Annotated in this window: 22 protein-coding genes and 1 tRNA gene; 12 read left to right on the plus strand and 11 right to left on the minus strand. The window is 62.3% G+C overall.

What is annotated here, in order from left to right; translation table 11 throughout:
• The first annotated feature begins 116 nt into the window (after positions 1-116).
• The 7 genes from ACLRDN_RS22345 to ACLRDN_RS22375 all read left to right on the plus strand — a co-directional run bounded on the left by ACLRDN_RS22345 (position 117) and on the right by ACLRDN_RS22375 (position 8,024).
• Positions 117-2,189: a UvrD-helicase domain-containing protein gene (locus tag ACLRDN_RS22345; RefSeq protein ID WP_413458055.1), complete on the plus strand. Its 2,073-nt coding sequence runs from the start codon at positions 117-119 to the stop codon at positions 2,187-2,189.
• 217 nt (positions 2,190-2,406) lie between these two features.
• On the plus strand, positions 2,407-3,219 hold the full coding sequence (locus ACLRDN_RS22350) for a basic amino acid ABC transporter substrate-binding protein (protein WP_413458056.1): 813 nt from the start codon (positions 2,407-2,409) through the stop codon (positions 3,217-3,219).
• A gap of 175 nt (positions 3,220-3,394) precedes the next feature.
• Positions 3,395-4,138: an amino acid ABC transporter permease gene (locus ACLRDN_RS22355; protein ID WP_413458057.1), complete on the plus strand. Its 744-nt coding sequence runs from the start codon at positions 3,395-3,397 to the stop codon at positions 4,136-4,138.
• Between the two features lie 88 nt (positions 4,139-4,226).
• Positions 4,227-5,525 (plus strand): TIGR03862 family flavoprotein, encoded by a 1,299-nt coding sequence (locus ACLRDN_RS22360; RefSeq protein ID WP_413458058.1) that lies wholly within the window; start codon positions 4,227-4,229, stop codon positions 5,523-5,525.
• The gene (locus tag ACLRDN_RS22365; RefSeq protein ID WP_083859453.1) at positions 5,522-5,731 is read left to right on the plus strand and encodes a SlyX family protein; all 210 of its coding nucleotides are present in this window, start codon (positions 5,522-5,524) and stop codon (positions 5,729-5,731) included. The genes ACLRDN_RS22360 and ACLRDN_RS22365 overlap by 4 nt, the downstream gene beginning before the upstream one ends.
• Before the next feature lie 51 nt (positions 5,732-5,782).
• A complete protein-coding gene (dinB, locus tag ACLRDN_RS22370) occupies positions 5,783-6,937 on the plus strand; it encodes a DNA polymerase IV (protein WP_413458059.1) in 1,155 nt (384 codons plus the stop codon).
• Between the two features lie 160 nt (positions 6,938-7,097).
• Positions 7,098-8,024 carry a recombination-associated protein RdgC gene (locus ACLRDN_RS22375; RefSeq protein ID WP_413458060.1) on the plus strand — a complete coding sequence of 309 codons (927 nt, stop codon included), beginning with the start codon at positions 7,098-7,100 and terminating at the stop codon, positions 8,022-8,024.
• 78 nt (positions 8,025-8,102) lie between these two features.
• Here the strand turns inward: ACLRDN_RS22375 and ACLRDN_RS22380 are convergent, their stop codons facing one another.
• Positions 8,103-9,413: an MFS transporter gene (locus ACLRDN_RS22380; RefSeq protein ID WP_413458061.1), complete on the minus strand. Its 1,311-nt coding sequence runs from the start codon at positions 9,411-9,413 to the stop codon at positions 8,103-8,105.
• A 92-nt stretch (positions 9,414-9,505) separates the two neighbouring features.
• Complete coding sequence (gene lhgO / locus ACLRDN_RS22385; protein WP_413458062.1) at positions 9,506-10,714, minus strand: L-2-hydroxyglutarate oxidase; 1,209 nt, start codon at positions 10,712-10,714, stop codon at positions 9,506-9,508.
• Between the two features lie 137 nt (positions 10,715-10,851).
• On the opposite strand from lhgO, the gene ACLRDN_RS22390 reads away from it, so the two are divergent.
• A complete protein-coding gene (locus ACLRDN_RS22390) occupies positions 10,852-11,769 on the plus strand; it encodes a LysR family transcriptional regulator (RefSeq protein ID WP_413458063.1) in 918 nt (305 codons plus the stop codon).
• Positions 11,770-11,807: 38 nt separating this feature from the next.
• Here the strand turns inward: ACLRDN_RS22390 and ACLRDN_RS22395 are convergent, their stop codons facing one another.
• Positions 11,808-12,449: a TetR/AcrR family transcriptional regulator gene (locus tag ACLRDN_RS22395; protein WP_413458064.1), complete on the minus strand. Its 642-nt coding sequence runs from the start codon at positions 12,447-12,449 to the stop codon at positions 11,808-11,810.
• Positions 12,450-12,694: 245 nt separating this feature from the next.
• Here ACLRDN_RS22395 and fusA point away from each other — a divergent pair, with 245 nt between their 5' ends.
• Positions 12,695-14,800: an elongation factor G gene (fusA, locus tag ACLRDN_RS22400; protein ID WP_413458065.1), complete on the plus strand. Its 2,106-nt coding sequence runs from the start codon at positions 12,695-12,697 to the stop codon at positions 14,798-14,800.
• 312 nt (positions 14,801-15,112) lie between these two features.
• Here the strand turns inward: fusA and ACLRDN_RS22405 are convergent.
• The 8 genes from ACLRDN_RS22405 to ACLRDN_RS22440 form a co-directional block, all read right to left on the minus strand.
• Positions 15,113-15,189, minus strand: a tRNA-Asp gene (locus ACLRDN_RS22405).
• A gap of 111 nt (positions 15,190-15,300) precedes the next feature.
• Positions 15,301-15,894: a nitroreductase family protein gene (locus ACLRDN_RS22410; protein WP_413458066.1), complete on the minus strand. Its 594-nt coding sequence runs from the start codon at positions 15,892-15,894 to the stop codon at positions 15,301-15,303.
• Between the two features lie 313 nt (positions 15,895-16,207).
• Positions 16,208-17,608, minus strand: coding sequence for a tRNA uridine-5-carboxymethylaminomethyl(34) synthesis GTPase MnmE (mnmE, locus tag ACLRDN_RS22415; RefSeq protein WP_413458067.1), 1,401 nt, complete (start codon positions 17,606-17,608; stop codon positions 16,208-16,210).
• A gap of 154 nt (positions 17,609-17,762) precedes the next feature.
• Positions 17,763-19,463, minus strand: coding sequence for a membrane protein insertase YidC (gene yidC, locus ACLRDN_RS22420; protein ID WP_413458068.1), 1,701 nt, complete (start codon positions 19,461-19,463; stop codon positions 17,763-17,765).
• 16 nt (positions 19,464-19,479) lie between these two features.
• A complete protein-coding gene (gene yidD / locus ACLRDN_RS22425; protein ID WP_413458069.1) occupies positions 19,480-19,833 on the minus strand; it encodes a membrane protein insertion efficiency factor YidD in 354 nt (117 codons plus the stop codon).
• An 18-nt stretch (positions 19,834-19,851) separates the two neighbouring features.
• On the minus strand, positions 19,852-20,265 hold the full coding sequence (gene rnpA, locus ACLRDN_RS22430; RefSeq protein WP_088755113.1) for a ribonuclease P protein component: 414 nt from the start codon (positions 20,263-20,265) through the stop codon (positions 19,852-19,854).
• A 26-nt stretch (positions 20,266-20,291) separates the two neighbouring features.
• On the minus strand, positions 20,292-20,429 hold the full coding sequence (gene rpmH / locus ACLRDN_RS22435) for a 50S ribosomal protein L34 (protein WP_006461360.1): 138 nt from the start codon (positions 20,427-20,429) through the stop codon (positions 20,292-20,294).
• 634 nt (positions 20,430-21,063) lie between these two features.
• The gene (locus tag ACLRDN_RS22440; protein WP_413458070.1) at positions 21,064-21,600 is read right to left on the minus strand and encodes a hypothetical protein; all 537 of its coding nucleotides are present in this window, start codon (positions 21,598-21,600) and stop codon (positions 21,064-21,066) included.
• Between the two features lie 82 nt (positions 21,601-21,682).
• Between ACLRDN_RS22440 and ACLRDN_RS22445 the strand changes: the two genes are divergently transcribed.
• The 3 genes from ACLRDN_RS22445 (at position 21,683) to ACLRDN_RS22455 (ending at position 26,502) form a co-directional block, all read left to right on the plus strand.
• Entirely contained in the window at positions 21,683-23,605 is a 1,923-nt protein-coding gene (locus ACLRDN_RS22445) for a PrkA family serine protein kinase (RefSeq protein ID WP_013236263.1), read from the plus strand.
• Positions 23,606-23,707: 102 nt separating this feature from the next.
• On the plus strand, positions 23,708-24,976 hold the full coding sequence (locus ACLRDN_RS22450) for a YeaH/YhbH family protein (RefSeq protein ID WP_034336397.1): 1,269 nt from the start codon (positions 23,708-23,710) through the stop codon (positions 24,974-24,976).
• Positions 24,973-26,502 carry a SpoVR family protein gene (locus tag ACLRDN_RS22455; RefSeq protein ID WP_413458071.1) on the plus strand — a complete coding sequence of 510 codons (1,530 nt, stop codon included), beginning with the start codon at positions 24,973-24,975 and terminating at the stop codon, positions 26,500-26,502. Before ACLRDN_RS22450 ends, ACLRDN_RS22455 begins: the two co-directional genes overlap by 4 nt.
• The last annotated feature ends 2 nt before the right edge of the window (positions 26,503-26,504 follow it).

Here is a 26,504-nt window from a genome sequence, read left to right on the forward strand (position 1 = left end):
GTGTTGTTGTTGCCGCCGGCAATGCGGGCATTGTCCCACAGGCGCAGCCGGGCCGGTCGGGCGGGCTGCTACAATGGCGCCTCGTTTCTTCTCCTGCCCACGCCGATCGCCTCCGTATGTCCGCACCCTCCTTCGGCCTGAACAAGCCGCAAAGCGAAGCCGTCCACTACATGGCCGGGCCCTGCCTGGTGCTGGCCGGTGCCGGTTCGGGCAAGACCCGCGTGATCACGCAGAAGATCGCGCACCTGATCGAGAATTGCGGCTACGAATCGCGCAACATCGCCGCGCTCACCTTCACCAACAAGGCTGCGCTGGAAATGCAGGAGCGCATCGCCAAGCTGCTCAAGGACCCCAAGCAGGCCAAGCACCTCACGGTCTCGACCTTCCATTCGCTGGGCGTGAAGATCCTGCGGCAGGAGTCCAAACATCTGGGGTTGAAGGACCGCTTTTCAATCATGGACAGCGACGATTGTTTTTCCCTCGTGCAAGAACTGGCGGTCACCACCGACAAGGCCATCATCCGCGGCATCCAGAATTGCATTTCCTTGTGGAAGAATGGCCTGGTCGATCCCGAGCTGGCCGAGAAGAATGCCCGCACCGAAGACGAAGCCCAGGCCGCGCGCATCTACCGCAGCTATGTGGCCACCCTCAAGGCTTACCAAGCCGTCGATTTCGATGACCTGATCCGCCTGCCGGTGGAGCTGTTCCGCAGCAACGAGGAAGTGCGCGACCGCTGGCAGCGCAAGCTGCGCTACCTGTTGATCGACGAATACCAGGACACCAACACCTGCCAGTACGAACTGGTCAAGCTGCTGGTGACCGGCGTGGGCAAGAAGCCGATGTTTACCGCCGTGGGCGACGACGACCAGGCCATCTATGCCTGGCGCGGCGCGACCATCGAGAACCTGAAACTCCTGGGCGTGGATTTTCCCAACCTGCACCTCATCAAGCTGGAGCAGAACTATCGTTCCAGCACGCGCATCCTGCAGGCGGCCAACGCGGTCATTTCCAACAATCCCAAGCTGTTCGACAAGACCTTGTGGTCCGAGCACGGGCTGGGCGATCCGATCACGGTCATGGCGATGGATGATGAAGAAGCCGAAGCCGACCAGATCGCCATCACGCTCTCGGCGCACCGCTTCGAGCGGCGCGCCAAGTTTGCCGATTACGCCATCCTGTATCGGGGCAACCACCAGGCGCGCATCCTGGAAAAATCCTTGCGGCGCGAACGCATCCCCTACGTGATGTCGGGCGGGCAGAGTTACTTCGACCGTGCCGAGATCAAGGACATCATTGCCTACCTGCGCCTGATCGCCAACCAGGACGATGACCCGGCCTTCATCCGCGCCGTTACCACGCCGCGCCGTGGCGTGGGCCAGGCGACCCTGGAAGTGCTGGGCACGCTGGCCGGGCAGTGGCAGTGTTCGCTGTTCGAGGCGGTCTACAAGGGCGGGCTGGAAGACAAGCTGACCGACCGCCAGCTGCTGCCGCTGCGCAAGTTCTGCGACTTCATCAATGCGCTGGAATCGCGCGCCACGCGGCCGGGTCCGTCCGGCAGCGGCGAAGAGGCGGGCAAGGTGCTGGACGACATGATGGAGGCGATCAACTACGAGTTCTACCTCTACGACAGCTTCGAGGAACGCGCGGCGCAGGCACGCTGGCAGAACGTGGTGGACTTCATCAACTGGTTGAAGGAGCGTGCCTGTGGCGGGCGCGACGGCGAGGGTGAAGAGAAGAACCTGCTGGAGATCACGCAAATGGTGGCGCTCATGAGCATGCTCGAAGGGCGCGACGAAGAGCAGGATGCGGTGCGCATGTCGACCTTGCATGCGTCCAAGGGACTGGAGTTTCCGCACGTGTTCCTGGTGGGCGTGGAGGAAGGCATCCTGCCGCACAAGGGCGACCCCGACACCCCGCCCGAGGCTGCTGCTGCGCGCGTGGAAGAGGAGCGCCGCCTGATGTATGTGGGCATCACCCGGGCGCAGCGTTCGCTGCACCTGTCCTGGTGCAAGCGCCGCAAGCGCGCCAAGGAAGTGATCGAATGCCAGATCTCGCGCTTCGTCAAGGAGATGCGCCTGGATGAAGGCGAGGCGGTGCCGCAGGAGAGCGAGAAGATCACGCCGCAGGCGCGGCTGGCCAATTTGAAGGCGCTGTTGCAGAAGCCGCGTGCGACGCCGGAAGGAAGTTGAGTCGCACGAGGCATTCACGCCTGAAGCGTGGCGAAAATGTCGATATCACGCACATCCATTGTGCGATTTGATCTCGAAATGAGCGCCTGGCCGCATCGCGGTTTACAATGCCGCCTGCAAAAAAATCCCCGAGTTTCACCCAGGCAACACTGCCCGCCGCGCTACCCGCTCGTCTGCCCCTGTTGCCCCAAACCATTCCAGACAAGGAAATCAAGCAATGATCAAGATGTTCTCCCGCCACGCCCGTACGCTGGCGCTGACCGCCGGCTTCGTCGGCATGCTGGGCCTGGCCGCCTGCGGCAAGCAAGAAGACAAGAGCGCCGCCGCCCCCGCGCCGCAAGCCGCAGCCGCGCGCGTCTACGTGGTCGGCGTGGAATCGGCCTACGCCCCCTTCTCCTCGGAAAACGAACAGAAGAACGTGGTCGGTTTCGACATCGACGTCATGAAGGCCCTGGCCAAGAAGATCGGCATCGAAGTCAAGTTCGTGCCCACGCCCTTCGAAGGCTTCTTCAACTTCCTGGCACAAGGCGACCGCGACCTGCTGATCTCGGCCATCACCATCACCGATGAACGCAAGAAGTCGGTGGCCTTCTCCGAGCCCTACTTCGTGGCCACCCAGACCATCGCCCTGCCAGCCGCCAATACCAAGGTCAGCAAGATGGATGACTTGAAGCCCCTGACCGTCGGTACCCAGAGCGCCACCTCCGGCGACGAACTGGTGCAGCAGGTGCTGGGCAAGAACAGCGCCAAGATCAAGCGCTTCGACTCCACCCCGCTGGCCCTGAAGGAACTGGAAAGCGGTGGCGTCGACGCCGTCGTGGCCGATGAACCGGTGGTCAAGAACTATATCGCCAACAACCCCAACAGCAAGCTGCGTACCGTCACCGATCCGGACTTCCCCAAGGAAGACTACGGCATCGCCGTGCGCAAGGATGATCCGGAACTGCTGGCCAAGATCAACAAGGGCCTGGCCGAAATGAAGGCCGATGGCAGCTTCGCCGCCATCAGCGCACAATACTTCGGCAAGTAAGCCCGCAGGCTGTCCCGCTGCTCCTGCCGACCTCTGCAGGAGCAGAGGACTGCATGAGTGCACAAGTGCATGACTGCATGACTGCATGACTGCCTGATCCGGCAACAAGACGGCGGCCCGGGCCGCCGTCCCCGTTTTGTTCCTTTCCCGATTTCAACCACCAATCGAGTCCGACATGGATTTCCGCTGGAGCATAATCCAAGGCTACGCGCCGCTGTTCGCCAAGGGCGTCCTCATGACCTTGCAGGTGTCGCTGATCAGTATCATGATCGGTACCGTCATCGGCTTGCTGGTGGGCCTGCTGCGCCTGGCCGACGTCCAGCACGGCCCCTGGAAGTGGCCGCTGAAGCTGCTGCGCTGGCTGGCCAGCTTCTACGTCGCCTTCTTCCGTGGCACGCCGCTGTTCGTGCAGATCATGCTGATCCACTTCGCGGTGATGCCGCTCCTGGTGCAACAGGAACATGGCCTCTTCATCACCGGCGAACTGGCGCGCACCATCAAGCAGGACTACGGCGCCTTCCTCTCCGGCACGGTCGCGCTCTCGCTCAATGCGGGGGCCTACATCTCGGAAATCTTCCGCGCCGGCATCCAATCCATCGAACGCGGCCAATCCTATGCCGCCGCCAGCCTGGGCATGAACTACGGGCTCACGATGCGCTACGTGGTGCTGCCGCAGGCGTTTCGCCGCATGCTGCCGCCGCTGGGCAACGAAGCCATCACGCTGTTGAAGGATTCCTCGCTGGTCTCGGCCATCGGCCTGGCCGAACTGGCCTATGCCGCGCGTACCGTGGCGGGCACCTATGCCCGCTATTGGGAGCCGTATATCACCATCTCCATCCTGTATTTCTCCATGACCATCTGCCTGGCGCTGGTGGTGGCCCGTCTGGAAAACAAGTACAGCGCACCGCATCGCCGCTGAGCGTCTTTTTTCCCGCTGATCCGCAGCGATCAGCGGGAAGCGCGTGCGCTGCTCGCAAGCGGGCGGTATCATGCCGCGCATGACATCGATGCACACTCTTCCCCAACTCGCTCCCGGCAGCCGCCGCGTGGCCGTGATCGGCGCCGGTCCGGCCGGCCTGATGGCCGCTGAAGTCCTGGCCGCACAAGGCGCCACCGTGGACGTCTACGACGCTATGCCCTCGGCCGGCCGCAAATTCCTGCTGGCCGGACGCGGCGGCATGAACATCACGCACTCCGAACCGCAACCCGACTTCCTGCCGCGCTATGGCCATCGCCGTGAACAGGTCGCGCCCTTCGTGCGCCGCTTCGACGCCGACCAGTTGCGCGCATGGATACACGGCCTGGGCATCGAGACCTTCGTGGGCAGCTCGGGCCGCGTCTTCCCGCGAGAGATGAAGGCCGCGCCGCTCTTGCGCGCCTGGCTGCACCGCCTGCGCGAAGCCGGCGTGCGCTTCCACATGCGCCATCGCTGGCTGGGCTGGCAAGAGGACGGGGCGCTGCGCTTTGCCCATCCTGACGGCCACACCGATGTCCAAGCCGATGTCGTGGTGCTGGCCCTGGGCGGGGCCAGCTGGCCGCGCCTGGGTTCGGATGGCAGCTGGGTGCCGCTGCTGCAAGACCGCCAGGTGGAGGTCGCACCGCTGCTGCCTTCCAACTGCGGCTTCGAGCTGGACTGGAGCGAACATTTCCGCAGTCGCTTCGCGGGCGAACCGGTCAAGCCGGTGGTGGCCAGCACGGCACTGCCCAGCGGCGGCGTGCAAAATCGCCGGGGCGAATTCATCATCACCGCCGAGGGTATTGAAGGCAGCCTGGTCTATGCCATGTCCTCGGCCTTGCGCGACACCATCGCCGCAGAAGGCTCGGCGCGCCTCTACCTGGACCTGCTGCCCGACTGGCCGCTGGAAAAAGTGGAAGCCGAACTGGCCCATCCGCGTGGTGCGCGTTCGCTCTCCAGCCACCTGCAAAGCCGCCTGCATCTCAAGGGCGTGAAGGCAGGACTGCTGCGCGAGCTGGTGAGCAAGGACGACTTCGCCGACATGGGCAAGCTGGCGCGCGCCATCAAGGCCCTGCCGCTGACGGTGCTGCGCACGCGCCCCATCGCCGAAGCCATCAGCAGCGCCGGTGGCGTCAGCTTCGAGGCGCTCGATGATGCGCTGATGCTGCGTGCCCTGCCGGGCGTGTTCTGCGCCGGCGAGATGCTGGACTGGGAAGCGCCCACCGGCGGCTATCTGCTCACCGCCTGCTTTGCCACCGGCCACGCCGCTGCGGCTGGCGCCCTGCATTGGCTCATCAGCGATGACCGTGCCACCAGCCTCGGCAACTCTTCCAAGGAACAACACAAGTGACCCAAGACGACCGCCTCATCGACCTGGAAATGAAGCTCGCCCATCAGGAACACCTGCTGGACGAACTGAACCAGACCGTCTATCGCCAGGAAAAGAAGATCGAGGAACTGGACATGCTGCTGCATGCCCTGGCCAAGCGCTTCAAGGAACTGTCCGACACCAGCCAGGACCGCGCCGCCGCCAACGAGAAGCCGCCGCATTACTGATCGCGCCGCTTCCACTTCCGCTTCCGCTTTTTCTTCGCTGCCCGCACCACCATGGCCAACGAACGCCGCATCGCCCACCTCGACATGGATGCTTTCTATGCCTCGGTGGAATTGCTGCGCTATCCCGACCTGCGCGGCCAGGCGGTGGTCATCGGCGGCGGTTCGGCCACGCGGCCGGTGGAACTGCCCGACGGCACGCGCCAGTATTTCCGCATGCGCGATTACGCCGGGCGCGGCGTGGTCACCACCTCCACCTACGAGGCACGTGCGCTGGGCGTGTTCTCGGCCATGGGCATCATGAAGGCAGCGCAGCTGGCACCGGAGGCCATCCTGCTGCCGACCGACTTCGAGGCCTATCGCAAGTATTCGCGCCTGTTCAAGGAAGCGGTGCGCAGCATCGCGCCGCTGGTCGAGGATCGCGGCATCGATGAAATCTATATCGATCTTTCTGCGTGGCCCGATACCGCGCATGAGATTGCGCGCCAGATCAAGGATGCGGTGCATGCCGCTACGGCGCTGACCTGCTCCGTCGGTGTGGCGCCCAACAAGATGCTGGCCAAGATCTCTTCCGAACTGGACAAACCCGACGGGCTCACCATCCTCACGCCCGAGGACATCGAGCGCCGCATCTGGCCGCTGCCGGCGCGCAAGATCAACGGCATCGGGCCGAAGGCCGCCGAGAAGCTGGCAGCCTTGGGTATCGACACCGTGGCCGACCTGGCACGCGCCTCGCCTGAAATGCTGCGGGCGCATTTCGGACGCAGTTATTCGGAGTGGCTGGGACGCGTGGCGCAGGGCGTTGATGATCGCCCGGTACAGACGTATTCCGAACCCAAATCCATCAGCCGGGAAACCACCTTCGAACGCGACCTGCATGCGCGTGCCGACCGCGCGCAACTTTCGGAAATCTTCACCGCCCTGTGCGTGAAGCTGGCCGGGGACCTGGAGCGCAAGGGCTATGTCGGCCGCACCATCGGCATCAAGTTGAAATATGCCGATTTCCAGGGGGTGACGCGCGATGTCACGCTGCCCGCACCTACCGGGGACGCCGCTACCATCCGCCAGGCGGCGGGCGAATGTCTGAAGCGCGTGCCGCTGGAAAAGAAGCTGCGTCTGCTCGGTGTACGCGTGGGTGCGCTCTCGCGCAAGGATGAGCTGGCCTCAGCGGCGCAGGCGCTGCAGGCGGAGTTGCCGTTCGGCGGCTGATCACTTTTCCGGCGAACTATTTGTGCGTTTTTCTGACGTACTCTGCGGCAAGCCCGGCCATGGAAAATTTAACTGCAAGCGTGGACAATCCGACATCGCTTGCGGCGGGACGGGCGTGTAAAATCTCCCCCTTTCCCTCTTTGCCCTGCTCCGGAAACCTATGTGGTTCAAGAATCTCCAGATCTACCGTTTGCCCGCACCGTGGGCGATCAATGCCGACGAACTCGAATCCCATCTCGCGCCGCAGGCCTTCACCGCCTGCTCCAGCCTGGACATGCAGAGCCAGGGCTGGGTGCCGCCGCGCAACAATGAAAAACTGGTGCATGTGGTCAACCGCCAGCTGCTCTTGAAACTCGATACCGAGAAGAAACTGCTGCCCTCGACCGTCATCAACCAGGTCACCAAGGCCCGTGCCGCCGAGCTGGAAGAGCAGCAGGGTTTCCCGCCGGGCCGCAAGCAGACCAAGGAATTGAAGGAACAGGTCACCGACGAACTGCTGCCGCGCGCCTTCTCGGTGGTGCGCAGCACCTGGGTCTGGATCGATCCGGTCAATGGCTGGCTGCTGGTCGATGCCGGCTCGCCCTCCAAGGCCGAGGAAGTCCTGAAGCTGCTGTTCAAGGCCATCCCCAAGTTCCCGCTGGAAACGCTGCGTACCGTCATGTCGCCGGCAGCGGCCATGACCGACTGGCTGGCCAGCGACGAAGCGCCCAACGGTTTCACCGTGGACCAGGATACCGAGCTGCGCTCCACCGCCGAAAGCAAGGCCACGGTGCGCTACGTGCGCCACACGCTGGAAGCCGACGACATCCGTCGCCACATCGAAGCCGGCAAGCAGTGCACGCGCCTGGCGCTGACCTGGGCCGACAAGGTGTCCTTCGTGCTGACCGAGAACCTGTCGGTCAAGCGCATTGCGCCGCTGGACGTGCTCAAGGAAGACAGCGAGATCGCCGGGAAGAACGACGATGAACGCTTCGATGGCGACTTCATGCTGATGACCGGAGAATTGGCCAAGCTGCTGGCCGCCCTGGTCGAGGCGCTGGGCGGCCAACTGAAGGAAAACGACGGAACCCTGGCCCGTGCGGCCTGAGCGGCGACCTGCACCGCGCCAGTACGAATGAAAACGCCGTGACGGGCTGACCGTCGCGGCGTTTTTTTCATGCCCGCCTCAATTCTTGTGACCACTGAAGCGATAGCCCTGGTCGAACAGGGTCGCCACCGCCACCAGCACGCCCGAGCAGGCCAGGATCAGCGTCACGCCCAGCGTGGAATGGGTGGCCGACTGGGCCACCATCGCCAGTGCCCACAGCGGCGCCAGGCCACCGGCAAGGGCCGTACCGATCTCGCGGCCGGTACCCACGCCGGTGGAGCGGCTCTGCACCGGAAACTGGCGGCTCAGGAAGGAGCCCTGCGGGGCGAACATCATCGGCGCCAGCAGGCCGGTAGCGATGATGACGGCGCAGTAGATGGCCATGCTCTGCCCCGTGGCCAGCAAGGCCATGAAGGGGTAGGCGAACAGTGCCGAGAGCAGGCCGCCGGTCATGAGCACGCGCTGGCTGCTGTAACGGTCGCACAGCCAGCCGAACAGCGGCACGGCCACGATCGCCACCAGGCTGGCCAGCGTCACCGAGAGCGAGGTGACATGCGCCGAGACGCCCTTGAACTGGGTCAGGTAGGCCAGCGAGAACGTCTTGAAGATGTAGCTCAGCGCGTTGTAGCCGACCGCCAGGAAAAACACCACAGCCAGCCCCCTGATCTGGGTAGTGAAGACTTCGCGGATGGGCTGGCGCGGCTGCGCCGGGCTGTCCTGGGCATGGCTGTATTCGGGCGTCTCCGGCAGGCTGCGGCGCACCCACAGACCCACCAGTACCAGCAGGAAACTGAGGATGAAGGGAATGCGCCAGCCACCGGCCAACAGGAAAGCATCGCCGCCCAGCGTGAGCAGGTACACCGTCAGCGACGACAGCAGCAGTCCCAGGTTCAAACCCAGTGCCGGCCAGGCGCCCTGGCGGCCCTTGCGGTCGGCGGCGGCATGCTCGTAGGAGGTCACGGCGGCACCGGCCAGCTCCGCTCCCGCACCCAGGCCCTGCACGATGCGGATGGCCACCAGCAGCAGCGCTGCCCACACGCCAATGGTGGCGTAACCGGGAATGAGGCCGATGGCCGTAGTACATAGCCCCATCAGGCAGAAGGTGATGAAGAGCATGCGCTTGCGGCCGATGCGGTCGCCCAGGTAGCCGAAGAAGATGCCGCCGATGGGACGCGCCACGAAGCCGATGGCAAAGGTGGCGAACGCCTGCAGCGACGCCGTGGCCGGATCGCTGTGGTCGAAGAAGATCTTGCTGAAGACGATCGAGGCCATCGTCGCGTAGAGATAGAAGTCATACCATTCCAGCATCGATCCCACGATAGTCGCGGCGGCGACCTTGCGCAGCCGGGTGCGTTCTTGCTGGGGTGTTTCTGCTTGCGGTGCTTTCATTGCGTCTCTTCCTTGTGTTTTTTCTTCGGATGCGGGAGCGCCTGGCTTGCCGCCATGGATCTGCTTGCCGGGGCAAGGCCAGCGCCGGGGTATTACGGATGAATCAGATTGCGAACGATGTGCTCGCCAATAGCCAGCGACGACGTCGCGCCCGGCGAAGGTGCGTTGCGGATGTGCGTGACGCGGCGGCTCTGGCGGATCACGAAGTCATCGACCAGGCGGCCATCACGCTCCATCGCCTGCGCGCGGATACCGCGCACCGCCGGCGTGACCGCCACATCGGCCAGCGAGGGCACGTAGCGGGCGGCTTCGCGCACGAAGACCTTTTCGCTCAGCACGGTCTTGAGTTCGCGCAGCATGGCCGGTATGTTGCGGGCACCAAATTTCCACAGGCCTGGATAGGCCAGTGCATTGGCAATGTCGCGCAGGCTGGCCTCAGTTCCGCTGTAATTCTCGCGGCCCAGCGAGAGGAAAGCATTGGGCCCGATGGTCATCTGGCCGTCGATGCGTTTGGTGAAATGCACCCCCAAAAAGGGAAAGCGCGGATCGGGCACCGGATAAATCAGGCCCTTGACGTGCGACTTGTAACGCTCGTCGATGACATAGTACTGCCCGAAGAAAGGCACGATACGCGGCGTGGCCGCATCGCCCGACTGCTGTGCCAGGCGATCCGACTGCAGGCCGCTGCAGGCGATGGCCGCATCGAACAGTTCGGGATGCACCTGCCCGTCCTGCAGTTCGACCTGCACCTGCTCGCCCCGCTCGGCAATGCGGCACACCGCGGCATTGAGCACAATGGTGCCGCCGCGTTGCTCGATCTCCTGCGCCATGCGCTCTGCAATCTGGCCATAGCTGACGATGGCCGTGCGCGGCGAATACAGCGCCCGCAGGCCGACACAGTTGGGCTCGATCTCGCGCAGGCGGCCGGCATCGATCATCTCCACATCCGGTACCCCATTGGCCACGGCCTTGCGGTGGATGGCGTCCAGGCGCGGCAGTTCATCCGGGGTGAGCGCCACCACCACCTTGCCGCATTCGTCATAGGGCAAGGCATTCTGCTGGCAATAGTCCTTGAGCAGGGCCACGCCACGCCGGCACAGGGTGGCCTTGAGCCCGCCCGGTTCGTAGTAGAGGCCGGCATGCACCACGCCGGAATTGTGGCTGGACTGGTGCCGGGCAACGGCCGCCTCCTTCTCGAAGACGGTGACGTGGATATCCGGGCGGTCCAGCAGCAGCTGGCGTGCGACGGCCAGGCCATTGATGCCGCCGCCGATGATGGCGTAACGCTGGGGTCTCTTCATGTTGTCGTTGTCGGTTGATCTGATGCGGACGAAAAAGCAATCGCCGTGGCGAGATTCTTGGGGAGGATCTCTTCAATGAAAAGCGAAATTATCGATAGAATGATGTTTCCATAAAGCGAACAGGATGCCTGCCCGCCATGACCCTGAAACAACTGGAAGCCTTCTACTGGGCCGCGACCTGCGCCAATTTCGCCATTGCCGCGCAGCGCATCAATGTCTCCATCTCTTCGCTCTCCAAGCGCCTGCACGAACTGGAACAGTCGCTGGGGGTGGTGCTGTTCGACCGCAGCGGCCATCGCGCCCTGCTCACCGATGCAGGACGCCAGCTCATGCCGCAGGCGCTGGCGCTGCTGGACGAGGCCGCCGCCATCCGCAGTTCCTTTTCAGCCGGTAGCGCCCCGCATGGACTGGCCGGGCATTGCCGCTTCGGCGTGGGCGAACTCAGTGCCCTGACCTGGCTGGCCGGTTTCGTGGCGCAGGCGCGCCGCCTGCATCCGCAACTGGTCCTGGAACCCTATGTGGATGTGGGCAGCGTCCTGCAGGAAAAGGTGGAAAACGGCGAACTGGATTTCGCCATCGTGGCGGGACGCTCCTCGCGCCAGATGCTGCTGGCGCAGGCAGTCTCGCAGGTGCCCTTCGTGTGGGCCTGCGCCCCGGCCGTGCGCAAGCCGCGTACCGGCTTGGCCACTTTGCTGCAACAGGGCTGCCCCATCATCGCCCTGCCGGCCTCGGCCGGCACCACGCGGCTCATCGATGACTGGCTGCTGGCGCAGGATATCGCCGGGGTGGAGCGGCTGAGCTGCAACAACTGGGGTGCGGTGACCGGTCTGCTGATGGCGGGAGTAGGCGTGGGCATGCTGCCGCAGAGCTGGGCGCAGAAGCTGGTGCGGCAGAAGAAGCTGGCCCTGCTGCGCGGGGATGTCCCGCTGGGCGCGATGACGTATTCCTTCCATTGGCGGCGCGGCGATTCGCGCCCCCTGATCGAGCAGATGCATGCCCTGGTGGCGCGCTGCGCCGATTTCTCGGCCGACCTGCTGTTGCCGCTGGCGCGCTGATGTGCTGATGCGCTGATGTGCTGATGTGCTGATGTGCCTCAGTCCAGCGTACCGCGCGAGACCAGCACCTGCTCCAGGGGCAACATTGCAGGCGCCAGCGTGGCCGCCAGCCGTGCCGTGGAAACCCCATCGCGCGCACCCAAGGCCAGGCCATTGAGGAAGCTGGTGTAGAAATCCCCGAGCGCGGTGACATCGGCATCGGCCCGGATCTCGCCTTCGCGCTGGGCCTGCAGCAGGCGCGCGCGGATTTCGTTGCGGCGCTTGTGGCGGCGTTGCGAGAGCGCATCACTGTGCTGGCTGTTCTCGGGCGCACAGTTGATGGCTGAAATCACGACCATACACCCCTTTCCCGCCGGCAAGCCCGGTACCGTCGTCTTGCCCGAATACATGCGCACGCTGGCGCGCAGCATGGCTTGCAGGTCAGCACGAATGCCCTTGCCGGCCTGCAACAGGCGCAGCGGCTCGGCACTGACGGTGCGCGAATAAACCTCCACGGCCTGGCGAAAGAGCGCATCCTTGTCGCCGAAGGCCGCATAGAGGCTGGGCGCCTTCACCCCGATGGCCTCGGTCAGGTCGGCCATGGTGGTGCCTTCGTAGCCCTTGCTCCAGAACACCTGCATGGCCTGCTGCAGCGCCTGGTCGCGGTCGAAGCTGCGCGGGCGGCCTCGGGTCTTTATCATCGGTATCCTTTGCGGGGTATTACCCCTGGCGGTAATGGTGTTGCCAGGCAGTGTAGTTTATTTTAATCAGGGTTACAAAAATAATTCACCAGCCCTTGAAGTTTGACCAGGACATTCCTATTATCTAATGCTCGTTACATAAATAAGTGCGTAGCGAGCAATACCTGTCATCCGATCCATCTACATTCAACGCTTGAACCCATACTGAAGCAAGCATTTGACGGCACCCATCGAAAGGACATGCCATGAGCCGCAAGACCCGAATAGAAAACTACCGCAACATCGGTATCAGCGCGCATATCGACGCGGGCAAGACCACGACCACCGAGCGCATTCTTTTTTATACGGGTGTGAACCACAAGATCGGTGAAGTGCATAACGGTGCGGCCACCATGGACTGGATGGAGCAGGAGCAGGAACGCGGCATCACCATTACCTCGGCAGCCACCACGGCTTTCTGGAAGGGCATGGCCGGCAATTATCCCGAGCATCGCATCAACATCATCGATACCCCGGGCCACGTGGACTTCACCATCGAGGTGGAGCGTTCCATGCGCGTGCTCGATGGCGCGGTGATGGTGTACGACTCGGTGGGCGGCGTGCAGCCGCAGTCCGAGACTGTCTGGCGCCAGGCCAACAAGTACAAGGTGCCGCGCATTGCCTTCGTCAACAAGATGGATCGCATCGGTGCGGATTTCTTCCGCGTGCAGAAGCAGATCGAAGAGCGCCTGAAGGGCAAAGCCGTTCCCATCCAGATTCCGGTGGGCGCGGAAGACCATTTCTCGGGCGTGATCGACCTGGTCAAGATGAAGGCCATCATCTGGGACGAAGCCAGCCAGGGCGTGCTGTTCAAGTATGAAGACATCCCGCTGGAGCTGGAGGACACCGCACGCCACTGGCGTGACCTGATGGTCGAGCAGGCGGCCGAGGCCAATGAGGAACTGCTGGAGAAGTATCTCTCCGGCAATCCCCTGACTGAGGACGACATCAAGCGCGGCCTGCGCCTGCGCACGGTGGCCAACGAGATCGTACCGATGCTGGCCGGCAGCGCCTTCAAGAACAAGGGCGTGCAGGCCATGCTGGATGCGGTGATCGATTACCTGCCCTCGCCCATCGATGTGCCCGCCATTGCGGGCCACGCCGAGGACGACAGCGAGATCGAGCGCCATCCTTCGGACGAGGAACCGTTCTCGGCGCTGGCCTTCAAGATCATGACCGATCCCTTCGTGGGGCAGCTGACCTTCTTCCGCGTGTATTCCGGCATCGTCAATTCGGGCGACACGGTCTACAACCCGGTCAAGGGCAAGAAGGAACGCCTGGGCCGCATCCTGCAGATGCACGCCAACGAGCGCAAGGAAATCAAGGAAGTGTTTGCGGGCGACATCGCAGCCGCCGTGGGCCTGAAGGATGTGACCACCGGTGACACGCTGTCGGATCCGGAACATCCCATCATCCTGGAACGCATGATCTTCCCTGAGCCGGTGATCTCGCAGGCGGTGGAACCGAAGACCAAGGCCGACCAGGAAAAGATGGGCATCGCCCTGAACCGCCTGGCGCAGGAGGACCCGTCCTTCCGCGTGCATACCGATGAGGAATCGGGCCAGACCATCATGTCGGGCATGGGCGAGCTGCACCTGGAAATCCTGGTGGACCGGATGAAGCGCGAGTTCAACGTCGAGGCCACGGTCGGCAAGCCGCAGGTGGCTTACCGCGAAGCGATCCGCAAGGGCGTGGAAGATGTGGAAGGCAAGTTCGTCAAGCAGTCCGGCGGACGCGGGCAGTATGGCCATGTGGTCATCAAGCTGGAGCCTCAGCCGGCCGGCAAGGGCTATGAATTCGTCGATGCCATCAAGGGTGGCGTGGTCCCGCGCGAATTCATTCCGGCCGTCGACAAGGGCATCCAGGAGTCGCTGAAGGCGGGCGTGCTGGCGGGTTATCCGGTGGTGGACGTAAAGGCCACGCTGACCTTCGGTTCGTACCACGATGTGGACTCCAACGAGAACGCCTTCCGCATGGCCGGCTCCATGGCCTTCAAGGAAGCGATGAAGCGTGCGGGTCCAATGCTGCTGGAGCCGATGATGCAGGTCGAGGTGGAAACGCCCGAGGAATTCATGGGCAACGTGATGGGCGACCTGTCCTCACGGCGCGGGATGGTGCAGGGCATGGAAGACATGGTGGGCGGCGGCAAGCTGGTGCGTGCTGAAGTCCCGCTGTCGGAAATGTTCGGCTACTCGACCACGCTGCGTTCGCTCTCGCAGGGGCGCGCGACTTACTCGATGGAGTTCAAGCACTATGCTGAAGCGCCGAGGCAGGTGGTGGAGCAGTTGTCGGGGAGCAAGGGCAAGGGTTGATTGGCCCTGCTGGCTGCTAGCTGCTGGCTGTATAAGGAAGCCGATGCATCTTGGGGTGCATCGGCTTTTTTTAACTTTAGGTAAACAATCCGGAAAGAATCCGCAAAAACAAAAACGCCCCATTCTTTCGAATGAGGCGTTTTATTTGGCGGAGCGGACGGGGCTCTCCTACACAAGCGCAGGCCGCGGAATCGCTTGCAAGCGATTCCCTTCTCGCCCCGCCGGGAGCCGCGCAGGCGGCTCCCTCCGCTCCGCAGGTTTTTGCTGCGCAAAAACAAAAACGCCCCGTTCTTGCGAACGGGGCGTTTTATTTGGCGGAGCGGACGGGGCTCGAACCCGCGACCCCCGGCGTGACAGGCCGGTATTCTAACCAACTGAACTACCACTCCTAAAACCGTTTCAGCTGTCGTTGCTTGCTGAAAGATCGCTATTATAGGAGAGGCTTTTTCAAAAAGCCAGCCCTTTTTAAAAATAATTGCGAAATATTTTACGGCCCGGCATCAAGCCTTGAACTTGCCCTCAAACGCCAGCTTGGACAGCGGCTCACGCGGGCTCGGCACTTCACGTGCCTGCAGGCCTTCCGGCAGGATGGACTTGTCACCCAGCTTGCCCACCACCACCATCGCCTCCACCGAGAACTCGGCCGGGACGTTGAGCTCGGTACGGGCCTTGTCCTTGTCAAAGCCGGCCATGCCATGTGCATGCCAGCCGGACAGCGACGCCTGCAGCGCCAGGTAACCCCAGGCCGAACCGGTGTCGAAGGAATGGGTCGGCGCAGGCACCGCCTCGGTCGCACCCGGCGGCACCATCACGGTACGCGACAGCACCACGAACAGGGCCGATGCAGTAGCCGCCCAAGAACGGTTGAATTCATTCAACAGGCCAAGCAGGCTGTCCCACGCGGGCGTACCACGGCGTGCATAGACGAAGCGCCAGGGCTGCGCATTGTAGGCCGAGGGCGCCCAGCGGGCGGCTTCGAGGAAGGTCAGGACGGTCTCTTCGGAGATCTCGGCGCCGTTGAAGGCGCGCGGGGACCAGCGGTTCAGGAATTGCGGATCGATGGGATGGTCGGCGTTGCGCGGATTGGCGGACATGCTCTTTTCCTGTGTTGATGAAGGTGGATGAATTCAGGCAGCAGGCATCTTAGCAGCGCCGCCTCTTTCCTGCTGAGCCCGCCGCGCAGCCATAAAAAAACCCGCGCACCTTGCGGCGGCGGGTTAAATCCAATTCTCAGGGGTGATGAATTGGAGGGGGAGGAACTTCAGAATAACGATGGCCCTCTCGCGCCTCCAACGTTTTTACACGCTGTAACATCCGTTGCAATTGAGCAGTGGACTGTGGGGAAACTGTCAGGAATGGCGTTTTCCCGGTCATCCACAGCCGTCGCGGCTTTACGCCGCATCCGGTTCATTTCCCGATACAGAAGCGCGAGAAAATCACCCCCAGCAAATCATCCGGCGTGAACTTGCCCGTGATGCTGGACAAGCGCTCCTGCGCCAGTCGCAGCTCTTCCGCAAACAGATCCAGTGCATGCTCGCCAGCCTCATTGTCCAGCGCCGCATGCGCCGCCGCATGGGCCAGGTGCTCATCGGCCGCCTTCAGTGCCAGCAAATGCCGCTCGCGCGCGAGGTAGCGCGATTCCACCGTCTGCTGCCAGCCGGCAATGCGCAGCAGTTCCGCACGCAGCAGGTCCACGCCCTGCCCCTCGGCGGCCGACAGATAGACGTGCGTGGCGTCAGGCATCGGATCCACCGCCGGCTTGTGACCCGAACGGTCGATCTTGTTCCAGATGCGGATGATGGGCACGTTTTCGGGGAAGCGCGCGGTGATCTTTTCATCTTCGAGCGTCGGGCCACGGTCCGCATCCAGCATGTGCAGGATCACGTCCGCCTTGGCAACCTCAGCCCAGGTGCGCTCGATGCCGATGCGCTCGACTTCGTCCGGACCGCTGCCATCTTCACCGGCCTCGCGAATGCCGGCCGTATCGATGATGTTGAGCGGCATGCCTTCGATTTGTATCGTCTGCGTCACCTTGTCGCGGGTCGTGCCGGCGATCGGCGTGACGATGGCCACATCCGATCCGGCCAGCACGTTGAGCAGAGAAGACTTGCCCACGTTGGGCTTGCCGGCCAGCACCGCATTCAGGCCATCACGCAGCAAGGCCCCTTGCGCAGCATGCTTGAACACCTCTTCCAGCGTGCTGCGGATGGTGGTCAGCTGGCCGCGCGCGTCGCTCTGTTTGAGGAAATCGATTTCTTCCTCGGGGAAGTCCAGCGTCGCCTCCACCAGCATGCGCAGGCGCGTGACCTGGTCCACCAGCTCGTGGATCACCTTGGAGAACGCACCCGAGAGCGATTCGGAGGCCGACTTGGCCGCCGCCTCGGTGGTTGCTTCGATCAGGTCGGCCACGGCCTCGGCCTGGGCCAGGTCGATCTTGTCGTTCAAGAAGGCGCGCTGGGTGAATTCGCCCGGCTCAGCCAGGCGCAGGCCGATCTCGTGACCCGCCTGCACGCAGCGCGCCAGCAGCATCTGCATCACCACCGGGCCGCCGTGGCCCTGCAGTTCCAGCACATCCTCGCCGGTGTAGGAATGCGGGGCCGGGAAGTGGATCGCCAGGCCCTGGTCAATCGGGCTGCCGTCTTCGTTGAGGAAGGGCAGATAGGTGGCGTGACGTGGCGCCAGGCTGTCGCGGCCGCAGACGGCGCGGATCACCGGGGCCAGGTTCTTGCCGGAAATGCGGACCACGCCGATGCCCCCGCGTCCGGGTGCGGTGGCGATGGCGGCAATGGGAGAAGAATCGAAAGTCATCTGCGAATACTTGTTGTTGTGTTGAGGTGAGCCCGCCGCTGCATCCCCCTCGGAGCACCGGCGTCAAGCCATGTTAACCCTGCTTGCGTTCTACGACCGAAAAAAAACCCGTGGATTCCACGGGTTTTTCCTTTGATGGCCTGCAAGAACCGGCTTACTTGGTCTTGCCGCTCTCGATGTTGCGGGTGATCACCCATTGCTGCGCGATCGACAGGATGTTGTTCGTCACCCAGTACAGCACCAGGCCGGACGGGAAGAAGAAGAACATGAACGAGAACACCAGCGGCATGAACATCATCACCTTGGCCTGGACCGGATCCGGCGGCGTCGGGTTCAGCTTGGTCTGCAGGAACATCGAAGCGGCCATGATGATCGGCAGCAAACCGATGGGCATGTTGAAGTAAGGGATGGTGCCGAACAGGCGGTCCGGGGCGGTCAGGTCATGCACCCAGCCCAGCCACGGCGCGCCGCGCATTTCCACCGAGGCCAGCAGCACCGAGTACAGCGCAATGAACACCGGGATCTGGATCACGATGGGCAGGCAGCCACCCAGCGGATTGATCTTCTCGGTCTTGTAGAGCGCCATCATCTCGCGGTTCATGGCCTGCGGATCACCCTTGTGGCGTTCGCGGATGGCTTGCATCTTGGGCGAGACCGCCTTCATCTTGGCCATGCTGCGATAGCTTGCGGCCGACAGCGGGAAGAACACCAGCTTGATCAGCACGGTCAGCAGGATGATGGTCCAGCCCCAGTTGCCCACCAGATTGTGGATGTGGGTCATCAGCCAGAAGATCGGCTCGGCGATCACGGTCAGGTGGCCATAGTCACGCACCAGGTCCAGGCCCGGGGCAATCGCCTGCAGGGTCTTGGAGACGGTGGGGCCGGAATACAGCTGGCTGTCCATGGTCACGCTGGCGTTCGGGGCCACGCTGCCCAGCGGCAGGATGGAACCGACCGCGTACAGGTTGTCGCCGACCTTCTTGCTGAAGATGTCGCGCTGCGCGTTCTGCGGCGGGATGAAGGCCGAGACGAAGTAGTGCTGCACCATGGCGATCCAGCCATTGTCCGCCTTGTTGACGTGCTGCTGCTTGCCGTTGGCGATCTTCTCGAAGTCCAGCTTTTCGAAGTGCTCGGTGCTGCTGTAGACGGCAGGACCGGTGAAGGTGCTGTAGAAGTGCGATTCGCCGCCCGGCTTGTTGCCGTCGCGCACCAGCTGCAGGTACAGCGAAGGATTGATCGCCGCACCGGTGGTGTTGGTCACGGTGTGCTTGACGTCGATCAGGTAGCTGTCGCGCTTGAAGGTGTAGGTCTTGGTCAGCTTCACGCCGCCCTGCTCGGCCACCAGCACCAGCTGCACTTCATTGCCGTTGTCCAGCGCACGGGCGCCGGGCTGGGCGGTGAAGATGGTCTTGTGGTTGGGGAAGGGACCGCCGATCAGGCCCGACTCCGCCAGGTACATGTGGCCGGGTTCGGAATCGAACAGCACGACGTTCTTGGTCGGATCGACCACGTCGGGTTGCTTCAGCAGTTCCAGGCGCTTCAGCTCACCGCCCACGGTATCGATGCTGGCCTTGACCAGGTCGGTGGTGATGGTGATGGTTTCGCCCTTGGTGGCGGCAGCCACCTCAGCACCGGGGACAGCGCCAGGTGCCGCTGCCGGCGTGCCAGCCTGCGGCACGGGCGAACCGGTCGGGCTGGCGGTGGGCGCGGCCGGATTGGCGGCGGCTTGCTCCTGAGTCGGGGTGGCCGACGGGAAGAACATCGACTGATGTCCGTTATGGCGCATCCAGCCATCCCACAGCAGCAGCAGGGAGAAGGAGAATACAACCCACAGGACGGTACGTTTGATATCCATATGCGTATTGATGAGTTCAGGAGTGGCTGCAACCGTCAGCGGCCACAGGGGGAGACAGCCGCGCTACCGAAGACGGCAGCGCAGAGGTCGGGGAATCGGGAACGACGGAAGAAGACGGGCTGTTCGCCTGCGCCTGGGCATGGGCTTGCGCCTCGGCCGAGCCGGGCACGAAGTCCAGGCCGCCGGCATGCCAGGGATGGCATTTGCAGAGGCGCTTGCCGGCCAGGACACTGCCCTTGAGCGCGCCATGCAGACGCACCGCCTCGGCAGCGTAGTCGGAACAACTGGGATAGAAACGGCAATTCTGCCCCAGGAAAGGGCTCACTCCCAGCTTGTAGGCACGTAACAGCAGGAGCAGAGGGGTCTTCATCACTTCCTGTTTTCCTGGCTATTTCCTGGCGAACGCGGGGGCGCTCGGGAGGAAGGCGAACAATTGCATCAGTTCGGCGCGCAGCGTGGCCTTCACGGACGCACTGCGGGCAGGATCCTTCCTGGTATTGACCGGGCGCGAGAGGCGCACGATGCAGTCCACGGCAGGCAGTTCAGCCTGGCGAAACAGCTCGCGCGTGGCCCGCTTGATCGTGTTGCGGGTGACCGCACGGGGTGCCAGCCGCTTGGCCGCCACCACGCCCAGACGGGCTTGCGGCAGGCTGTTGCGGCGTGCGTACAACACGAAATGCTCGGTACGATACACGGGGCGCAAACGAAAAACGGATGAAAACTCATCCGTTTTAACGATTCGCCGATCGCGTGGGAAGTCGCCTGCTTGACGTGCTGGAAGCGGTGTACGGACGTCCGTCACACGAAACGGCAGCGCAAAGCCCCGGCTTAAACTGCAGCCAGACGCTTGCGGCCCTTGGCGCGACGGGCGTTGATCACGGCACGGCCGCCACGGGTGGCCATACGGGCACGGAAACCATGGGTACGCTTGCGACGCACGACGGAAGGTTGGTAAGTACGTTTCATGTTGGACTCGCTAAGTTGGGCTGCCTTGGAGCAAACAGCAAAAATAAATCGGAATTCTGGAACCGCTTTCGGTGTGCCTGTTCCGCATCACCGATGCCCTGCCGCCTGTCTGAGCCGGCAACCCTGCATCGCTGACACCATTAACTCTGTTGGCCTCTGCCGCCTCCCGGTGTGATCACTGGGTAATCGACCGGGGGACAACTGAAACAGCACTGCGTCGGCACCGCGCGCAATTCTTCAGATGGTGAACCCTGAATTAGACTGCATTTTCCCCTTGGCTGTCAATGACTTATGCGCCTTTGCGCCCTCCCCGGCCGCTCAACAGCCGAGTTTGGGTTCAAGGCGTGGCGGAATTGCCGCATTTGGCCAAAATCGGCCGCTACCTGCCCCCAGCCGGCCGGCAAAAAGGCGATATGAAGTTGCTTGCAGGACATCACCCCGAATTCAGCCCAAGCCTTCACCTGATGGCGTCAAGGCATGCAGAAAACGCAGACACCCCATGCGGCCCGCGCATGAACAAATCCGTAAATCATCTAAAGCATTTTTTCAGTGGCGCTGGACATCGGTACGCCGGGCTGGCCCATGGGAGGCGGATGAGGCAGATCAGCAACAGAGGCGCAGCACAATCGTCCTGTTACAAAAAAGATGCGTCATGCCAGCTGCGCCCTGCAAGATGACAAACATGCCTGGCACGATTCCAGCTATAAGGGGAGATGAAGCAAAGAGACCGGCGCCCAGACACCCAGGAATTGCACCGGCAGGAGGAGATCGGCAGCATCGCCAGGCCGCAGCCGCTGGCCCGCGCAACCGCCCGAAAGGCATTGTCCGCCTGTTCCCTCCCGCCGGCTATCAGGGTTTTCACGATGGCGCGTTGCGCGAAAATAGCGCACCGTGAGGTCAACCGCTGAAGCAATCCGCACATTGAAAGAGCATGATGTGAATGAAGCTGCGAATGTCCCAGCGCACGCAAGGGGATCAACGCTTCACCCCGATGCGCGGGAAAGCGCAAAAAAATCCAGCGCCTGCTGAATGAATCTGCACCATAGGGATCATCAAGCAGAAGCAAAAAAAGGAATAGAATGAACTGCAGGATCTGAAAAGATCTCCGCATCACGCTGTAGAAGCTACGGCTTTCAAAGAACACACCGGCAATGACGCAGTGCAGAGTCACCGACGCGTTCTTCGATAACCGCAGATGGCAAGTCCAGACATATGAATCTGTTTCGTACTTTTTTGAGAGCGACGGAGGTGGTATGGATATCTACAGCAGCTTTGCAAGCCGGTTCGACAAGACCAGAGAAGAAGAATTATCGCTTGAAGAGTATCTGAATCTTTGCAAGAACGACCCGGCAGTCTATGCATCGGCTGCCGAACGGATGCTGATGGCCATCGGCGAACCGGAGAAGGTCGACACCCGGGAAGATCCGCGCCTCTCGCGCATCTTCGCCAACAAGGTCATCAAGGTCTATCCCGCCTTCAAGGAGTTCTATGGCGCGGAAGAAGTGATCGAGCAGGTTGTTTCGTATTTCCGCCATGCCGCGCAAGGCCTGGAAGAGAAGAAGCAGATCCTCTATCTGCTGGGCCCGGTCGGTGGCGGCAAGTCCTCCATTGCCGAACGCCTGAAGCAGTTGATGGAGCAGGTGCCCTTCTATTCCATCAAGGGTTCGCCGGTCAATGAATCCCCGCTGGGCCTGTTCGATTACGACGAAGACGGCCCCATCCTCGAAGAGCAATACGGCATCCCGCGCCGCTATCTCAAACCCATCCTGAGCCCCTGGGCGGTCAAGCGCCTGCACGAGTACAACGGCGACATCCGCCAGTTCCGTGTGGTCAAGCGCTATCCGTCCATCCTGCGCCAGATCGGCATTTCCAAGACCGAGCCGGGCGATGAAAACAACCAGGACATTTCCACCCTGGTCGGCAAGGTCGACATCCGCAAGCTGGAACAATATTCGCAGGACGATGCCGACGCTTACAGCTACTCGGGCGGCCTGTGCCTGTCCAACCAGGGCCTGCTGGAATTCGTGGAAATGTTCAAGGCCCCCATCAAGGTGCTGCACCCGCTGTTGACGGCCACCCAGGAAGGCAACTTCAAGGGCACCGAAGGTTTCGGTGCGATCCCCTTCGACGGCGTCATCCTGGCCCACTCCAACGAATCGGAATGGAAGGCCTTCCGCAACAACAAGAACAATGAAGCGCTGCTGGACCGTATCTTCATCGTCAAGGTGCCGTACTGCCTGCGCGTCTCGGAAGAAATCAAGATCTACGAAAAGCTGATCCGCAGCTCTTCGCTGGGCAAGGCCACTTGCGCGCCCGGCACGCTGAAGATGATGGCGCAGTTCTCGGTGCTCACGCGCCTGAAGGAACCGGAAAATTCCAGCCTCTTCTCCAAGATGCAGGTCTATGACGGCGAGAACCTCAAGGACACCGACCCCAAGGCCAAGTCCTACCAGGAGTACCGCGACTATGCCGGGGTGGATGAAGGCATGAACGGCATCTCCACGCGCTTCGCCTTCAAGATTCTGTCGCGGGTGTTCAACTTTGATACCACCGAGGTAGCGGCCAATCCGGTGCACCTGATGTACGTGCTGGAACAGCAGATCGAGCGCGAACAATTCCCGCAGGAGACCGAGCAGAAATATCTCTCCTTCGTGAAAGACACGCTGGCCTCGCGCTACGCCGAATTCATCGGCAAGGAAATCCAGACGGCCTACCTGGAGTCGTATTCGGAATATGGCCAGAACGTCTTCGACCGTTACGTGACCTATGCCGACTTCTGGATCCAGGACCAGGAATACCGCGATCACGATACCGGCGAGAGCTTCGACCGTGCGGCCCTGAATGCGGAACTGGAAAAGATCGAGAAGCCGGCCGGCATCAGCAACCCCAAGGACTTCCGCAACGAGATCGTCAACTTCGTGCTGCGTGCGCGGGTCAACAACGGTGGCAAGAATCCGCTGTGGACCAGTTACGAAAAACTGCGCGTGGTGATCGAGAAGAAGATGTTCTCCAACACCGAAGACCTGCTGCCGGTGATTTCCTTCAACGCCAAGGGCTCCACCGAGGAAATGCAGAAACACGAAGACTTCGTCAATCGCATGGTCAGCAAGGGATACACGCCCAAGCAGGTGCGCCTGCTGTGCGAATGGTACCTGCGCGTGCGCAAGTCCTCGTAAGCGCCGCTGTTGCGCATCGCCCGCAGAGCGCGTGGCGATGCGCGCGGCGACCCTTCGGCGCCGTGCGCCTGGCGCACCGCCGACCACTAGCAGGAGAACCGAGTGCTGCATCAGATCATCGACCGCAGGCTGGCTGGCAAGAACAAGAGCATCGCCAACAGGGAGCGCTTCCTGCGGCGCTTCAAGGGGCATATCCAACGTTCGGTGGCGGACGCCGTGCGCGACCGCAGCATCACCGATCTCGAAAAATCGAAGAGCATCAGCATCCCGCGCAAGGATGTCTCGGAGCCCTTCTTCCATCACGGCAAGGGCGGCAAGCGCGAAGCCGTGCATCCGGGCAACCAGGATTACCTGCAGGGTGACCGCATCCCGCGCCAGAACGGCGGCAGCGGCGGCGGTGGCGGCAGCAGCGCCAGCAACGACGGCGAAGGACAGGACGATTTCACCTTCGAACTGACCCGCGAAGAATTCATGCATTACTTCTTCGAGGACCTGGAACTGCCGCGCCTGGTGGAAACCAACCTGCTCCAGGTACCGAACTGGAAGAACCAGCGCGCCGGTTATTCGGTGGACGGTTCGCCCAACAACATCGACGTGGTGCGTTCGCTGCGTTCCTCGCTGGGCCGCCGCATCGCCCTGGGCGGACCGCTGCAGCGCCAGCTCGACGTGGCCGAAGAAACGCTGGCCGAGATGAAGCGCAAACCCGAGGAGCACAGCGCCGACATCCCGCTGCTGGAGGAGGAAGTGAAGCATTTGCGCGCCCGCATCCTGCGCATCCCCTTCATCGACCCCTTCGACCTGCGCTATGTGAACAGAGTGCGCCAGCCGCAGCCCTCCAGCCGCGCCGTGATGTTCTGCGTGATGGACGTATCGGGTTCGATGGATGAGCAGCGCAAGGATCTGTCGAAGCGCTTCTTCATCCTGCTGTATCTCTTCCTGACGCGCAATTACGAACACATCGAAGTGGTCTTCATCCGCCATCACACCCGCGCCGATGAAGTGGATGAAAACACCTTCTTCCATTCGCAGGAAAGCGGCGGCACGGTGGTCTCCAGCGCGCTGGAGCTGATGCACGACATCATCACCAAGCGCTACTCGCCCAGCGAGTGGAACATCTATGGCGCGCAAGCCTCGGATGGCGACAACTGGAACGATGATTCCCCCAAGTGCCGTGAACTGCTGGAGTCATCCATCCTGCCGCTGACGCGCTACTTCGCCTACATCCAGGTGGCCGAGCCGGAACAGAACCTGTGGACCGAGTACATGCAGCTGATCGAATCGCATCCGCACTTCGCCATGAAGAAGGTGCAATCGGCCGCCGAGATCTACCCGGTCTTCCGCGAACTCTTTGAAAAGCAGGTGCACGCATGAACAGCCGCTTCAAGCATGACCCGCTGCCTTGCCCCTCGGACTGGAGCTTTGATCTCATCGAACGCTACAACGAGGAAATCGCACGCGTGGCCAAGGGGTACGAGCTGGACATCTATCCCATCCAGCTGGAGATCATCTCGGCCGAACAGATGATGGATGCCTATGCCTCGCACGGCATGCCGGTCAACTATCGCCACTGGTCCTACGGCAAGCATTTCATGCTGACCGAACGCGACTACAAACGCGGGCAGATGGGCCTGGCCTATGAGATCGTGATCAATTCCGATCCCTGCATCGCCTACCTGATGGAAGAGAACACGATGACCATGCAGGCCCTGGTCATCGCGCATGCGGCCTATGGCCACAACTCCTTCTTCAAGGGCAATTACCTGTTCCAGTTGTGGACCGACGCCAGCGCCATCATCGATTACCTGGTGTATGCCCGCAATTACATTGCCGAGTGCGAAGAACGCCACGGCTTCGAACGCGTGGAAGAATTGCTGGACTCCTGCCATGCGCTGATGAACTACGGGGTGGACCGCTACAAGCGTCCGCAACGCCTGTCGCTGGCGCAGGAGAAGGCGCGCCAGCGCGAGCGCGAGGCCTACATGCAGTCGCAGGTCAACGAACTGTGGCGCACCCTGCCGGCCAAGAAGGAAACGGCCGCCGCCGCCGTGGAAGGCCGCTTTCCCTCCGAACCACAGGAGAACCTGCTGTATTTCGCCGAGAAGAACGCGCCCCTGCTGGAGCCCTGGGAACGCGAGGTAATCCGCATCGTGCGCAAGGTCGGGCAGTATTTCTATCCCCAGCGCCAGACCCAGGTGATGAACGAAGGCTGGGCCACCTTCTGGCATTACACGCTGTTGAATACGCTGTATGACCAGGGCCGGCTGACCGATGGCTTCATGATGGAATTCCTGCATTCGCACAGCAATGTGGTGTTCCAGCCGCCCATCACCAAGCCGTATTACAACGGCATCAATCCGTATGCACTGGGCTTCTCGATGATGAGCGACATCCGCCGCATCTGCGAGAACCCCACCAATGAGGACCGCGAGTGGTTCCCCGACATCGCCGGGAGCAACTGGCTCGACACCCTGCAATACGTGATGCGCAACTACAAGGACGAGAGCTTCATCGCCCAATATCTCTCGCCCAAGCTCATGCGCGACATGCGCATGTTCGCCGTGCTCGATGACGAGGCGCGCAGCGAGATCGAGGTCTCGGCCATCCACAACGAGCGCGGCTTCCAGTACGTGCGCCAGGCGCTGTCCCGGCAGTACGACATCAACCACCGCGAACCCAACATCCAGGTCTGGTCGGTCAACACGCGCGGCAACCGCAGCCTCACGCTGCGCCACTTCCGCAGTGACGGCCGTTCGCTCGGCGACAGCACCAACGAGGTGCTGCGCCACATGGCGCGGCTGTGGCAGTTCGACGTCTATCTGGAAAGCGTGGACGACAACGGCTACATCGTGCAGCGCTATGAATGCGTGGCCGAGAACCGGTATGCTCTGCGTTCGTGAGT

Origin of the sequence: Herbaspirillum huttiense (assembly GCF_047300815.1) — a bacterium.
Lineage (GTDB): Bacteria > Pseudomonadota > Gammaproteobacteria > Burkholderiales > Burkholderiaceae_D > Herbaspirillum > Herbaspirillum huttiense_A.